Annotated in this window: 9 protein-coding genes; 5 read left to right on the top strand and 4 right to left on the bottom strand. The window is 71.8% G+C overall.

What is annotated here, in order from left to right; genetic code table 11:
• Window positions 1–12: 12 nt before the first annotated feature.
• Together ACIQMV_RS00045 and ACIQMV_RS00040 are read left to right on the top strand one after the other, a co-directional pair.
• A complete protein-coding gene (locus tag ACIQMV_RS00045) occupies window positions 13–3,651 on the top strand; it encodes a hydantoinase B/oxoprolinase family protein (RefSeq protein WP_402589924.1) in 3,639 nt (1,212 codons plus the stop codon).
• Window positions 3,632–4,237 (top strand): GTP-binding protein, encoded by a 606-nt coding sequence (locus ACIQMV_RS00040; RefSeq protein ID WP_401777600.1) that lies wholly within the window; start codon window positions 3,632–3,634, stop codon window positions 4,235–4,237. The genes ACIQMV_RS00045 and ACIQMV_RS00040 overlap by 20 nt, the downstream gene beginning before the upstream one ends.
• Window positions 4,238–4,313: 76 nt before the next feature.
• Here the strand turns inward: ACIQMV_RS00040 and glpK are convergent, their stop codons facing one another.
• Entirely contained in the window at window positions 4,314–5,834 is a 1,521-nt protein-coding gene (glpK, locus tag ACIQMV_RS00035; protein ID WP_402589921.1) for a glycerol kinase GlpK, read from the bottom strand.
• Window positions 5,835–6,087: 253 nt separating this feature from the next.
• Between glpK and ACIQMV_RS00030 the strand changes: the two genes are divergently transcribed.
• A complete protein-coding gene (locus ACIQMV_RS00030; protein ID WP_141362933.1) occupies window positions 6,088–6,624 on the top strand; it encodes an NUDIX domain-containing protein in 537 nt (178 codons plus the stop codon).
• Between the two features lie 43 nt (window positions 6,625–6,667).
• Here ACIQMV_RS00030 and ACIQMV_RS00025 read toward each other — a convergent pair whose 3' ends face one another.
• On the bottom strand, window positions 6,668–9,034 hold the full coding sequence (locus tag ACIQMV_RS00025) for a glycoside hydrolase family 31 protein (protein WP_402589919.1): 2,367 nt from the start codon (window positions 9,032–9,034) through the stop codon (window positions 6,668–6,670).
• Window positions 9,035–9,248: 214 nt separating this feature from the next.
• Between ACIQMV_RS00025 and ACIQMV_RS00020 the strand changes: the two genes are divergently transcribed.
• On the top strand, window positions 9,249–11,216 hold the full coding sequence (locus ACIQMV_RS00020) for an acetoacetate--CoA ligase (RefSeq protein WP_402589917.1): 1,968 nt from the start codon (window positions 9,249–9,251) through the stop codon (window positions 11,214–11,216).
• A gap of 128 nt (window positions 11,217–11,344) precedes the next feature.
• Window positions 11,345–12,235, top strand: coding sequence for a hypothetical protein (locus ACIQMV_RS00015; protein WP_402589915.1), 891 nt, complete (start codon window positions 11,345–11,347; stop codon window positions 12,233–12,235).
• Between the two features lie 71 nt (window positions 12,236–12,306).
• Here the strand turns inward: ACIQMV_RS00015 and ptsP are convergent, their stop codons facing one another.
• Both ptsP and ACIQMV_RS00005 read right to left on the bottom strand, forming a co-directional pair.
• Entirely contained in the window at window positions 12,307–13,977 is a 1,671-nt protein-coding gene (ptsP, locus tag ACIQMV_RS00010; protein WP_402589913.1) for a phosphoenolpyruvate--protein phosphotransferase, read from the bottom strand.
• A 92-nt stretch (window positions 13,978–14,069) separates the two neighbouring features.
• Window positions 14,070–14,519, bottom strand: a complete 450-nt coding sequence (locus tag ACIQMV_RS00005) for a PTS glucose transporter subunit IIA (RefSeq protein WP_141362943.1) — start codon at window positions 14,517–14,519, stop codon at window positions 14,070–14,072.
• Window positions 14,520–15,115: the final 596 nt, after the last annotated feature.

Raw genomic sequence — 15,115 nt, 5'->3', positions numbered from 1 at the left:
CAGGGTGGTGACATGACGGGCTGGCAGTTCTGGGTCGACCGGGGCGGCACGTTCACCGACATCGTCGCGCGCCGCCCGGACGGCCGTCTGGTCACGCACAAGCTGCTGTCCGACAACCCCGCGCGGTACACCGACGCGGCCGTCGCGGGCATCCGCGCACTCCTCGACGGTTCCGCCCGTTCCATCGAGTCGGTCCGCATGGGCACCACCGTGGCCACCAACGCCCTGCTGGAACGCACGGGCGAGCGGACCGTCCTCGTCGTCACCCGCGGCTTCCGGGACGCCCTGCGCATCGCCTACCAGAACCGCCCGCGGATCTTCGCCCGCCGTATCGAGCTGCCCGAGCTGCTGTACGAGCGGGTCGTCGAGGTCGACGAGCGCATCGCGGCCGACGGCACCGTCCTGCGCGCCCCCGACCTGGACGCGCTGGCCGGACCTCTGCGGCAGGCGTACGACGACGGGATCCGCGCCGTCGCCGTGGTCTGCCTGCACAGCCATCTGCACCCCGCGCACGAGAGGGCCGTCGGCGAGCTGGCCGCCCGCGTCGGCTTCCCGCAGATCTCGCTGTCCAGCGAGGTCAGCCCCCTGATGAAGCTCGTGCCGCGCGGCGACACCGCCGTCGTCGACGCCTACCTGTCGCCCGGGCTGCGCCGCTACGTCCAGCACGTCTCCGACGAACTGGACGGCGTGCGGCTGATGTTCATGCAGTCCAACGGCGGGCTCGCCGAGGCCGGACAGTTCCGCGGCAAGGACGCCGTCCTGTCCGGCCCCGCGGGCGGCATCGTCGGCATGGCCTGCATGTCCCGGCTCGCCGGCTTCGACCGGGTCATCGGCTTCGACATGGGCGGCACCTCCACCGACGTCTCCCACTACGCGGGCACCTACGAACGCGTCCTCACCACGCAGATCGCCGGCGTCCGGCTGCGTGCCCCCATGCTCGACATCCACACCGTGGCCGCCGGTGGCGGCTCGGTCCTGCACTTCGACGGCTCCCGCTACCGGGTCGGCCCGGACTCGGCGGGCGCCGACCCGGGACCCGCCTGCTACCGGGGCGGAGGCCCCCTCGCCGTCACCGACGCCAACGTCATGCTCGGCCGCATCCAGCCCGCCCACTTCCCCGAGGTGTTCGGCCCCGGCGGCGACCAGCCCCTCGACGAGGTACTCGTCCGCGAACGCTTCACCGGCCTCGCCCGCGAGATCCGTGAGCGGTCGGGCGACGACCGCACCCCCGAGCAGGTCGCCGAGGGCTACCTGCAGATCGCCGTCGCCAACATCGCCAACGCCGTCAAGCGGATCTCCGTGCAGAAGGGCCACGACGTCACCCGCTACGCCCTCACCACCTTCGGCGGCGCCGGGGGACAACACGCCTGCATGGTCGCCGACTCGCTCGGCATCCGCACCGTGCTCGTCCCGCCCATGGCGGGCGTCCTGTCCGCGCTCGGCATCGGTCTCGCCGACACCACGGCCATGCGCGAGCAGTCCGTCGAAGCACCCCTGGAGCCCGGCGCCATGCCGGGCGTGCTGAAGACCGCCGACGATCTGGAGGGCGCGGCCCGCGCGGAACTGCGCGCCGAGGACGTCCCCGAGGAACGTGTCCGCGTCACCCGCCGCGCCCAGCTCCGCTACGACGGCACGGACACCACCCTCACCGTCGAGCTGACCGCGCCCACCGCCATGCGGCGCGCCTTCGAAGAACGTCATCGCGCCACGTACTCCTTCACGCTCGACCGCCCGATCGTCGTCGAAGCCCTCTCCGTGGAAGCCACCGGCATCACCGACCCCCCCGATCTGTCCGCCCTCTCCCCGTACGACCCCGCCCGCGCCGTCCGCTCCAGCGCCCCGGAGACCGTCCGCCTCCACACCGGCGGCGCCTGGCGCGACGTACCCCTCCACCGACGTGAGGACCTGCCCCCCGGCGAGGCCGTCACCGGCCCCGCGATCGTCACCGAGGCCAGTGCGACGACCGTCGTCGACGACGGCTGGCGGGCCGTGGCGCGGGACGACGGACATCTGCTCCTGGAACGCATGACGGTCACGCAGAGTTCCGATCTCGGTACGGAAGCCGACCCGGTCCTGCTGGAGGTGTTCAACAACCTCTTCATGTCCATCGCCGAGCAGATGGGCGCCCGGCTGGAGTCCACGGCCCAGTCGGTCAACATCAAGGAGCGCCTCGACTTCTCCTGCGCCCTGTTCGACCCGGACGGAAACCTGGTGGCCAACGCCCCGCACATCCCCGTGCACCTGGGCTCGATGGGCACCAGCGTCAAGGAGGTCATCCAGCGCCGCGGACCCCGGATGCGGCCGGGCGACACCTACGCCGTCAACGACCCGTACCACGGCGGCACGCACCTGCCGGACGTCACCGTCATCACCCCGGTGTTCGACACCGCCGGCACACAGGGTGACCGCATCCTCTTCTACGTCGCCTCGCGCGGCCACCACGCCGAGATCGGCGGGATCGCGCCGGGCTCCATGCCGGCCGGCAGCCGCACCATCGAGGAGGAGGGCGTCCTCTTCGACAACTGGCTGCTCGCCGAGAACGGCCGCCTGCGCGAGGAGGAGACCCGCCGCCTGCTGACCGGCGCGCCCCACCCCTCCCGCAACCCGGAGACCAACCTCGCCGACCTGCGCGCCCAGGTCGCCGCCAACCAGAAGGGCGTCGACGAGGTCGCCCACATGATCGAGGACTTCGGCCTCGACGTCGTCCAGGCCTATATGCGGCACGTCCAGGACAACGCGGAGGAGGCCGTCCGCCGGGTCGTCGACGCCCTGGACGACGGGGAGTACGCCTACGAGACCGACTCGGGCGCCGTCATCCGCGTACGCGTGCGTGTGGACCGCGAACGCCGGTCGGCGACGATCGACTTCACCGGCACCTCCGCGCAGCTCGCGACCAACTTCAACGCCCCGTTCTCCGTGGTCAACGCGGCCGTCCTGTACGTCTTCCGCACGCTGGTCGCCGACGACATCCCGCTCAACGACGGCTGTCTGCGCCCCCTGGAGATCATCGTGCCGCCGGGCTCCATGCTCTCCCCGCGGCCCCCGGCCGCCGTCGTCGCGGGCAACGTCGAGACCTCCCAGGCGATCACCGGCGCCCTCTACGCGGCGCTCGGTGTCCAGGCGGAGGGCTCCGGCACGATGAACAACATCACCTTCGGCAACGAGCGCCACCAGTACTACGAGACCGTCGCCTCCGGCTCGGGCGCGGGCGACGGATTCCCCGGCGCCTGCGTCGTCCAGACGCACATGACCAACTCCCGGCTCACCGACCCCGAAGTCCTCGAATGGCGGCTGCCCGTACGGCTGGAGGAGTTCACCGTCCGGCACGGCAGCGGCGGCGCCGGACGGTGGCCGGGCGGGGACGGTGCGGTGCGTCGCATCCGCTTCCTGGAGGCCATGACCGTCTCCACGCTCTGCCAGCACCGCAGGGTGCGCCCCTACGGCATGGCGGGCGGCGAGCCCGGGGCACTGGGCGCCAACCGGGTGGAACACGCGGACGGCACGGTCACCGAACTCGGCGGAAGCGACTCCGCGGACGTCGCCCCCGGCGACGTACTGGTCGTCGAGACCCCCGGCGGCGGAGGATACGGCCCGCCGTCGCCCGACCCCCATCGAGCAGGAGAAGAGATCGATGATCCTCGGCCGTTCTGAGCGCGGCAAGCCCCCGGTCGAGCCCGTCACGCTCAAGATCCTGGTGGCCGGCGGCTTCGGCGTGGGCAAGACGACCCTTGTCGGCGCGGTCAGTGAGATCAGGCCGCTGCGCACCGAGGAGCTGCTGACCGAGGCCGGACGGCCGGTCGACGACGTCAGCGGCGTGGAGGGCAAGCACACCACCACGGTGGCCATGGACTTCGGCCGTATCACGCTGCGCGAGGACCTGGTGCTGTACCTGTTCGGCACGCCCGGGCAGGAGCGGTTCTGGTTCATGTGGGACGAGCTGTCCGAGGGCGCGCTCGGCGCGGTCGTGCTGGCCGACACCCGCCGCCTCGAGGACTGCTTCGCCGCCGTGGACTACTTCGAGCGGCGCTCCATCCCCTTCCTCGTCGCCGTCAACTGCTTCGACGGCGCCGCCCGCCATCCCGTGGACACCGTCCGCCAGGCCCTCGACCTCGACGACCACGTTCCGCTGCTGCTGTGCGACGCCCGCGAACGCGAGTCGGTGAAGGAGGTCCTCATCGAGGTCGTCCAGCACGCGATGGCCCACGCCGCGGACCGCCGCCGGGCCGCCGCCGTCTGACGCCACGTGAGCGGCCCGTGCCCCGGCCCTTGGGCAGGGTCCGGTGCACGGTCCGCTCACGAGGGGCCGGGGACTCCTAGTTCTCGCCGTCCTCCAGCCAGCCGAAGCTCTTCTCCACGGCCTTGCGCCAGTTGCGGTACTCGCGGTCACGGACGGCGGCGTCCATGGACGGGGTCCACTCGGCGTCCTTCCGCCAGTGCGACTTGAGCTCTTCGAGGTCGTTCCACACACCCGTGGCCAGCCCGGCCGCGTACGCGGCGCCCAGACAGGTGGTCTCGGAGATCCTGGGACGGATCACCGGCACGTCGAGCACGTCCGCCTGGTGCTGCATGAGCAGGTTGTTCTTCGTCATGCCGCCGTCGACCTTCAGGGTCGTCAGCCGGACCCCGGAGTCCTGGTACATGGCGTCCACGACTTCGCGCGTCTGCCAGCTGGTCGCCTCCAGCACGGCCCGCGCCAGGTGCGCCTTGGTGACGTACCGGGTCAGGCCGGTGACCACCCCGCGCGCGTCGGAGCGCCAGTACGGCGCGAACAGGCCGGAGAAGGCGGGCACGATGTACGCGCCGCCGTTGTTCTCCACGCTCGCCGCCAGCGGCTCGATCTCGTCCGCGGTGCGGATGATGCCGAGCTGGTCACGGAACCACTGCACCAGCGCGCCCGTGACGGCGATGGCGCCCTCCAGGCAGTACACCGGGGCCTCGTCGCCGATCTTGTAGCCCATGGTGGTGAGCAGGCCGTTCTTGGACGGCACGGGCCGGTTGCCCGTGTTCAGCAGCAGGAAGCTGCCGGTGCCGTACGTGTTCTTGGCGTCACCCACGTCATAGCAGGCCTGCCCGAACACGGCCGCCTGCTGGTCGCCGAGGGCGGATGCCACGGGCACCCCGGCGAGCTGGCCGACGGCGGTCCCGTACACCTCGGAGGAGGATCTGATCTCGGGCAGCATCGCCTCGGGGACGTTCATGGCGGACAGGACCGACCGGTCCCACCGGAGGGTCCGCAGGTTCATCAGCATGGTGCGGCCGGCGTTGGTGACGTCGGTGACGTGCCGGCCGCCCTCGACTCCGCCGGTGAGGTTCCAGATCAGCCAGGTGTCGATCGTGCCGAAGGCGATGTCACCACGCTCGGCGCGATCGCGCAGGCCGGGCACGTTGTCCAGCAGCCAGGCCGCCTTGGGGCCGGAGAAGTAGCTGGCGAGCGGCAGGCCGGTCTGCTCGCGGAAGCGATCCTGCCCTTCGGAGCCGCCCAGTTCGTTGCAGAGCGCCGCGGTCCGCGTGTCCTGCCAGACGATCGCGTTGTGCACGGGCTTGCCGGTGGCCCGGTCCCACAGGACGGTCGTCTCGCGCTGGTTGGTGATGCCGAGGGCGCTGAGCTGGTCGGCACGCAGCCCCGCCTTGGCGACCGCGCCCGCGACCACCGCCTGCACCTTCGACCAGATCTCGGTGGCGTCGTGCTCCACCCAGCCCGGCTTGGGGAAGATCTGGCGGTGCTCGCGCTGGTCGACGGCGACGATGGCGCCACTGTGGTCGAAGACGATGCAGCGGCTCGAGGTGGTGCCCTGGTCGATGGCGGCCACGAACCTCTCGGCGTTGTCCGTCATGGCTGTCCCTTGGGGAGTGGAGAAGCGGCCGAGGGCCGGGACCATCCGTCCCCTCGCCCTCACTGGTAACAGTTTGTCCCACATGGATGAAATCAGCCCGGGATGGGCGGCAGGGGCGCCGACGCCCGAGACGCCCGGGTCCGGGGAGTGGGGGAAGTGTTCCCCCGCGCACAGGGAGCGTCAAGGACACCGGCGGCAACGGTGACAACCACCGACGGAAGACGTCCGCCCACTGATCGGATACAGTCCGCGCGTGCCCGAAACTCCGGACCCGGCCGCCAACTCCGTACCGCACTCCCACTGTTCGAGCTGCGGAGCGCCTTACGGCCAGGGCGTCACCGGCTGGCCCCGCACCTGCCCGGCCTGCGGCACCGTGGCCTACCGCAACCCGCTGCCGGTCGCGGTGGCCCTCCAGCCCGTGTACGACACCCGGGGCACCGCCCTGGTCGTCATCACCCGCACCATCGCCCCCGCGCGCGGGGGAACGGCGCTGCCGGGCGGCTACATCGACGACCACGAGGACTGGCGCCAGGCCGTCGTCCGCGAGCTCCGGGAGGAGACCGGGATCGAGGCGGCCGCGCGCGATGTGCGGCTCGCCGACGCGATGAGCTCGCCCGATGGGCACCTGCTGCTCTTCGGACTGCTTCCGGAGCGCCCCGCCGAGGGCCTGCCGCAGTTCACCGCCACCGACGAGACGGAGGACCGGCACCTGCTGCGCAGGCCCGCCGAGCTCGCCTTCCCGCTGCACACCCGGGCCGTCCGGGCCTGGTTCGACGGCCGCTACCTCTGACAGGCCGCACACGCCCCAACGGCCGCCCGGTGCCCGCCCGAACTCAGGACGCGCCGAGCCCCCGTATGCGCACCGGGTGGGAGGGCTCGCCGGCACCGTCCTCCCGCTCGCGCTCGACGACGACCTCCCCGTCCTGCCAACGGGTCGCGTAGCGTTCGAGCTCCGGCTCCTCCCAGCCGTCGCCCGCGTCCGGCACCACCAGTCCGCCGCCCGTACGCCCCTGGGCGGGCGCCCACACCTCCAGCTCCAGGCCGCCGCCCTCACCCCGCACGGGAATCACCGCGCCCGCGCGCGCGAGCACCGGAATCCGCGCGAGCGGGGCGTCGACCAGCACCTGCCCCGGCCCCTCGTACGCCCGTCCCGTCGCGGTGTCGTACCAGTGGCCCCGCGGCAGCCGCACCGCCCTCCGGTCCGTACCGGGGTCGAGCACGGGCGCCACCAGCAGGCTGTCGCCGAGCAGGAAGGCGTCCTCGCAGTCCCGCAGAGCCCGGTCCTCCGGCGCGCCCCACCACAGCGGCCGCACATAGGGCGCCCCGGTGCGCCGCGCCAAGTGCGCAAGCGTCACGAAGTACGGCAGCAGGCGCCGGCGCTCGACGAGCGCCACGCGCGCGTGCTCCAGGACCTCCGGCCCGAACTCCCACGGCTCCCCGCGCTCCGCCCGCGGGCTCGCGTGCGTGCGGAACAACGGCAGACGGGACCCCAGTTGGAGCCGGCGCAGATACAGCTCGGGGGAGGGGCCGCCGGCCGACCCGCCCACGTCCGGGCCGGAGTACGGCACTCCGCACAGCCCCAGCCCCAGCACCAGTGACAGCGACGCCCGCAGCCCCGGCCAGCCGGTGGCCACGTCGCCCGACCAGGTGCCGCCGTAGCGCTGCGTCCCGGCCCAGCCCGAGCGCGAGAAGAGGAACGGCCGCTCCTCGGGCACCAGGTCCCGCAGCCCCTCGTACGCCGCCTCGGCCATGCACAGGGCGTACACGTTGTGCGCCTGGCGATGGTCACCGCCCCGGCCCTCCAGGGCGTGCCGGGCCGACCGGGGCAGGGTCGTCTCGCCGAAGGCGGCGAAGGAGGTCGGCTCGTTCATGTCGTGCCGGAAACCGGCGAAGCCCCGCCCCAGCCGCTCCCGGTACAAGCCGCCCCACCACTGCCGCACGCGCGCGTGCGTGAAGTCCGGGAAAACCGCCTCTCCGGGCCGGGCGACGCCCCGCACCAACCGGCCCGAGGAGTCCCGCACGAAGGCGTCCGCGGCCGTTCCGCCGTCGTACACGGCGTTGCCCGGCACGGCCCTCACGGCAGGTTCGACGACGGACACCAGCCGGATCCCGTCCCGCCGCAGCTCCTCGGCCAGCACCGGCAGCTTGGGGTAGCGGTCCTCGTCGACCGTGAACACCTGGTGCGTGTCGTGGTGGTCGGTGTCCAGGTGCACGGCGTCCAGCGGCAGTTCGTGCTCGTGATAGCCCGCGACGATCCGCCGCACCTCCTGCTCGCCGCCGGAGCCCCACCCGGCGTGATGGTGTCCCAGGGCCCACGCGGGCGGGACCGCGGCCGGTCCGGTGAGGGAGGACCAGACGTGCGCCACGCGCGCGGGGGTGCCGACGATCACCCAGCAGCGCAGCGGACCGCCGTCCATCCTGAACTCGCTCGCCCCGGCCCGGTCGTGGCCCGAGCCGGCGCCCTCCGCACCCTCCCGGAGCGTGACCGTGCCGTCCCAGGAGTTGTCGTGGAACACCAGGTGCGTGCCCGCTTCGGCCACGACCAGCTGCACCGGCATGGTGACGTGGAGCGGGTCGTCACCGGGACCGAACGCATGGCCCGGATCGGTGTTCCACAGGCGATAGGTGCCGTCGCGCAGCCGGGGACCGCCGGCCCGGCCGCCCAGACCGAAGAACCGCGCGTCGGCCGCCACCTCCGACCGCTGCGACCACCGTGCGGGGCCCCCGTCGTCCGGCTCCCACCACCGGGGCGGCAGATCACGGCGCAGCGGCACACCCCCGGGCGTGCGGACCTCGATCGCGCCGTGCCGCGAGACACCGAGGGTGACCCGTTCCGCCACGACCCGCCAGCCACCGTCCTTGTCCGGCTCCAGCACCGCGCGCGGGTCCGGCTCCGGGCACGGGCCGGCGAGCGCGTACGACGGCTCGGGCCCGGCGCCGTCCCACCCCCAGAAGACGGCCCCGTTCCCGGCGACGGCGATACGGAGCTCCGAGCGGGCGAAGCGGACGACACCGCCCCCGGGCCCGGGCTCCACGTCCCGCACCGCACCGGGCACCCGCGCGCGTTCGGCCCCCCGCGACGGCAGGCCGACGGCGTCCGCGCGCCGCCGGCGCCACGCGGCGCGTACGGTGCGCAGCCCCTGGGCCACCCCCGCCGAACCGACCGCCTTCACCGAACGCACCAGGTCACGACCGTCCATACTGCTCACCCTGCCATCGACGGCCGTTGACGCGCGTGGCGTTCAACTGCCGTTCATCCATGCCGCGACCACATCTTCACGACGCGGACTATGTGCGGTGCACCCTGGTGTAGAAGTCGATCACATGGCATCGTCCGTGTCAGCCGCGTCACGCGCACACCCCAGCACGTGCGCGGACCGACGCACACGACGCGCACAGTCCGGGAGCCGCCCCATGTCGACCGCGAACCCCCTGCCGCTCTGGCAGCCCGATCCGCAGCGGATCGCCCAGGCACAGATCACGAAGTTCCAGTCCTGGGCGGCCGAGCACCACGGCGCCCCGGCCCTGGGCGGTTACCCGGCCCTGCACCGCTGGTCCGTCGACGAGCTGGAAGCCTTCTGGAAAGCCGTGACGCAGTGGTTCGACGTACGGTTCACCAGCCCCTACGCGCGCGTGCTGGGCGACCGGTCGATGCCCGGCGCCGAATGGTTCCCCGGCGCCACCCTGAACTACGCCGAACACGCCCTGCGCGCGGCCGCCACGCGCGCCGACGAACCCGCCCTCCTCCACGTCGACGAGACACACGAACCGCGCCCGGTGACCTGGACCGAACTGCGCCGCCAGGTGGGCGCCCTGGCCGCCGAGCTGCGCGCCCTCGGTGTACGCCCGGGGGACAGGGTCAGCGGCTATCTGCCGAACATCCCCCAGGCCGTCGTCGCCCTCCTCGCCACGGCCGCCGTCGGCGCCGTCTGGACGTCCTGCGCCCCCGACTTCGGCGCCCGCAGCGTCCTCGACCGCTTCCAGCAGGTGGAACCGGTCGTCCTGTTCACCGTCGACGGCTACCGCTACGGCGGCAAGGAGCACGACCGCCGCGACGTCGTCACCGAACTGCGCCGCGAACTTCCCACCCTGCGCGCGGTCGTCCACATCCCCCTCCTGGGCACCGAAGCCCCCGAGGGCGCCCTGGAGTGGTCCGACCTGACCTCCGCCGACGTCGACCCCGTCTTCGAACCGGTGCCCTTCGACCACCCCCTGTGGGTGCTGTACTCCTCGGGCACCACCGGCCTGCCCAAGGCGATCGTGCAGTCCCAGGGCGGCATCCTCGTCGAGCACCTCAAGCAGCTCGGCCTGCACTGCGACCTCGGCCCCGGGGACCGCTTCTTCTGGTACACGTCGACCGGCTGGATGATGTGGAACTTCCTCGTCTCCGGACTGCTGACCGGCACGACGGTCATCCTGTACGACGGCAGCCCCGGCCACCCCGACACCGGCGCCCAGTGGCGTATCGCCGAACGCACCGGAGCCACCCTGTTCGGCACCTCCGCAGCCTACGTCATGGCCTGCCGCAAGGCGGAGGTCCACCCCTCGCGGGACTTCGACCTGTCGACGGTGCGGTGCGTCGCGACGACCGGATCGCCGCTGCCGCCCGACGGATTCCGCTGGCTGCACGACGAGGTCCGCGAGGACCTGTGGATCGCCTCCGTCAGCGGCGGCACCGACGTGTGTTCCTGCTTCGCGGGAGCCGTACCGACCCTCCCCGTCCACATCGGCGAGCTCCAGGCCCCGTGCCTGGGCACCGACCTCCAGTCCTGGGACCCGAACGGCACACCGCTGATCGACGAGGTCGGCGAACTCGTGGTCACCAACCCCATGCCGTCCATGCCGATCCACTTCTGGAACGACCCCGACGGCAGCCGCTACCACGACAGCTACTTCGCCATGTATCCCGGCGTGTGGCGCCACGGCGACTGGATCACGCTCACCTCCCGCGGCTCGGTGATCATCCACGGACGCTCCGACTCCACGCTCAACCGCCAGGGCGTGCGAATGGGCTCCGCCGACATCTACGAAGCCGTCGAACGCCTCCCCGAGATCAAGGAATCCCTCGTCATCGGTGTCGAACAGCCCGACGGCGGCTACTGGATGCCGCTCTTCGTGCAGCTGGCACCCGGAGCCGTCCTCGACGACGCGCTGCTCGACCGCATCAAGCGGACCATCCGCGAACAGCTCTCCCCACGCCACGTCCCCGACGAGGTCATCGAGGTGCCGGGCATCCCGCACACCCTCACCGGCAAGCGCATCGAGGTCCCGGTCAAGCGCCTCCTCCAGGGCACGCCGCTGGACAAGGCGGTCAACCCCGGCTCGGTCGACGACCTCGACCTGCTGCGCTTCTACGAGGAACTGGCCCGCAAGCGCGCCTGAGCGCCGGGTCCCCCCCACCGCCCACGGTGGGGGGACCCGCAGGCTCCGTGAACGCCTGCCCGCCCCCGTTGTCAGTGGCTCCGGTTACGGTGAGTGAGCATTGATCGACAGCGCTCACAGGGGGAAACATGGCGCACACCGACCACCTGACCATGCGGCGCGACCTGCGCCGGGAGATCGCCGGCACCATCGGCCTGCTCACCGACGAACAGGACTTCAGCGCCATGCGGCGCTACCGCAGCTTCACGTTCGACGACCACACCGCCTACCTCCACCAGGTCGAGAAACTCCTCCAGCTCCTGGCCGCTCAAGGCGGCCACACCACGGTGGCCCTCTTCGACCCCGAGGAGTACGCCGAATACTGCGCGGCGACCGGTCTCGACCCCGACATCCCGTCCAGCCGCGCCCGCTTCACCGCCGAACTCGCGAGCAGGGGCCCCACCCTTCCCTACGACGGCCGGCCCCTGGCCGAACTCGTCCCCGACCTCGTCGACGAGGCCGTCCGCCAGGCCACCTGGGAGTACGCCTCCACCCTGCTGGCCCGGCTCGGCCCCTGCGCCTCCTGCGGCGAGAACATCGGCCGCGCCGCCTTCGCCCGGGCCGCGGACCTCGTCGTCCGCATCCTCGACACGGCCCCGCCCGGCAACCGGCACCTGGTGTGCAGCGTCACCGGTACACCCGAAACCCTCCTCGCCGTCCTCCACGCCGACGACGAAGGCGACGCCACACAACTCGACGAGGCCGAAGCCCTGGAGTTCACCACGGTCCTCGCCCTCGGCATCGCCACCGACGGCCCCGGCGGGCTCGTCATGCGCACCACCGCCCCCGGCACCGCCGACCGCGTCTACGGCTGGCGCCTGCACGCCGGCGGCCTCGAACCCCTCACCGCCGGCGAGGTCTTCGACGCCTACTGCACCGACATCGAATCCGGCGACCTGATCTCCCCGGAATCGGGCGTCGACTACGGCGAGCCGCCCGACCTCGGAGCAGAAGAAGGACCGGCCCCGCGGCACGGCTGAACACCCGAGGGGCGCCCCACCCGACAGGTGGAGCGCCCCTCGAGGACCAGCCGGCGAACGGCGGGCCACGGTCACTCGCCGGACAGCACCGCCTGCGCCGCGGCGCGCGCCTCGTCCGCGCTGTCCGCGGCACGCGCCGCCGCGGCCGCGCGCTCGCACTGCGCCAGCGTGTACTTCGCCAGCGTCGCCCGTACATAGGGAAGGGATGCCGCACCCATGGACAGGGAGGTGACACCCAGACCGGTCAGCACGCACGCGAGCAGCGGGTCGGACGCGGCCTCACCGCAGACCCCGCAGCTCTTGCCCTCGGCCCGCGCAGCCTCGGCGGCGATCGCGACCAGGTCGAGCAGCGCGGGCTGCCAGGGGTCCTGCAACCGCGACACCGCACCCACCTGACGGTCGGCGGCGAAGGTGTACTGCGCCAGGTCATTGGTTCCCAGCGACAGGAACTCCACCTCCTGAAGCACCGAGCGCGCCCGCAGCGCGGCCGACGGGATCTCGACCATCGCACCGAACTTCGCCCGCAGCCCCGCGGCACGGCACGCGTCCGCGAACGCCTTGGCGTCCGTGCGGTCCGCGACCATCGGGGCCATCACCTCGAGGTAGACCGGCAGGCCCTCGGCCGCCTTGGCGAGCGCCGTCAGCTGGGTGCGCAGCACCTCGGGGTGCTCGAGCAGCGTCCGCAGCCCCCGCACACCGAGCGCCGGGTTCGGCTCGTCGCCCGGCGTCAGGAAGTCCAGCGGCTTGTCCGCGCCCGCGTCCAGCACACGCACCACGACCCGGCCCTCGGGGAAGGCCTCCAGCACCTGCCGGTAGGTCTCGACCTGCTTCTCCTCGGACGGCGCGTTCTTGCTGTCGTCCAGGAACAAGAACTCGGTCCGGAACAGACCGACACCCTCGGCACCGGCAGCGAGCGCCGCGGCCACGTCCGCGGGACCGCCGATGTTCGCGAGCAACGGCACCTTGTGGCCGTCCGAAGTGGCACCGGGACCGGTCGCGGAGGCCAGCGCCGCCTTGCGCTCGGCGGCCGAGGCCTCCAACTGCGCCTTCTTCTCCTCACCGGGGTTCACGAAGATCTCGCCGGTGCTGCCGTCGACGGCGATGACCGTGCCCTCGGCCAGCTCGACGGCGCCGGGCAGCGCTACGACGGCCGGCACACCGAGCGCGCGCGCCAGAATCGCGCTGTGACTCGTCGGCCCGCCCTCCTCGGTGACGAAGCCCAGGACCAGGGTCGGGTCCAGCAGCGCCGTGTCCGCCGGCGCCAAGTCACGGGCGACCAGCACGTACGGCTCGTCGCTGTCCGGCACACCCGGCATCGGCACACCGAGCAGACGGGCGACGATACGATTCCGCACGTCGTCCAGGTCGGCCACCCGGCCCGCGAGGTACTCACCGGCACCGGCGAGCAGGTCCCGGTAGGCGGCGAACGCGTCGTAGACCGCGCGCTCGGCCGTGCTGCCGACGGCGATCCGCCGATCCACATCCGCCATCAGCTCGGGGTCCTGCGCCATCAAGGCCTGCGCCTCGAGCACCGCCTGCGCTTCGCCCCCGGCCAGATTGCCGCGTGCCATCAGATCGGCCGCCACGGCCTCCACCGCCTGACGGGCGCGCCCCTGTTCACGCTCCGCCTCTTCCGCGGGGATCTGCTTGGCAGGCGGCTCCAGCACCGCCGTCCCCATGTGCCGAACCTCGCCGATCGCCACACCGTGGCTCACACCGACGCCTCGCAGCGTTGTCTCCATCTCACCCGTCTCCGATAGTGCGGCGGGTCCCACCGCCGCGGTGGTTGTTGTACGCCGTCCCCGGGAAGGCCGGCCCTGGGAAGGCAGTGCTGTCACTTCCAGGTGAAGAGACGGTCGCCGGCCTTCACCTCTCCGTTGTCGCGGAGATCGGAGAGGCTGTCGGCGGTGGCCTCCAAGGCCACGATCGGGCACACGGGGGACTTGCCGGCGGCTTCGACGGCGGCGGGGTTCCAGCGCACCACCGCCTGGCCGCGCACCACCGTGTCGCCCTTCTTCACCAGCAGCTCGAAGCCCTCGCCGTTGAGCTGGACGGTGTCGATGCCGAGATGGGTGAGCACCCCGCGTCCCTCCTCGTCGACGACGACGAAGGCGTGCGGGTGCAGCGAGACGATGACTCCGTCCACGGGGGCCACGGCGTCGGCGGGCTCGCGTACCGGGTCGAGCGCCGTGCCGGGGCCGACCATGGCTCCGGAGAAGACCGGATCCGGCACGGCGGCCAGTCCGATGGCGCGTCCTGCGACGGGGGACGTCACGGTGGTCATGGGAAGCCTCCCAGGGGTGGGGATTCATGTGCGCCGTCACTGCCTCGCCGGGACGGCGCAGTGTGGCAGCAGGCTATGTCACGGTAAGTACCGGTTACGGGCGAGAGCTTACACAGCTCACGTTGGTGGTCTAGACCACCAAACGAAACGATTTGCACCCACTCCGCGGATCCATGTACAGTCGTACCCCTGCTCGGGGCTGAGTGACGTCACCAGGCGTCCTTGCCGGGCAGCACCCATACTTGTCAGATCCTATCTCGGGATCACCTTCTGCATGCCCGCAGGACGGTGGTCAGAGAGACCGGAAAAGCCTGATAGAGTTTGGATCACCGAAGGGAAGCCCGGAGGAAAGCCCGAGAGGGTGAGTACAAAGGAAGCGACCGTTCCTTGAGAACTCAACAGCGTGCCAAAAATCAACGCCAGATATGTTGATACCCCGTCTCCAGCATCTGCTGGGACGAGGTTCCTTTGAAAAACACAGCGAGGACGCTGTGTGCGAGGGGATCATTCCTCCTCTCGCACCGCTCTCGTGGTGTTCATCCCGATTACGGGAAAACATTCACGGAGAGTTTGATCCTGGCTCAGGACGAACGCTG

Origin of the sequence: Streptomyces sp. NPDC091412 (genome assembly GCF_044756885.1) — a bacterium.
In the GTDB taxonomy this organism is placed as follows: domain Bacteria; phylum Actinomycetota; class Actinomycetes; order Streptomycetales; family Streptomycetaceae; genus Streptomyces.
Note: the sequence above shows the minus strand (reverse complement) of the source record. Positions and strands in the feature narration are given on the sequence as shown.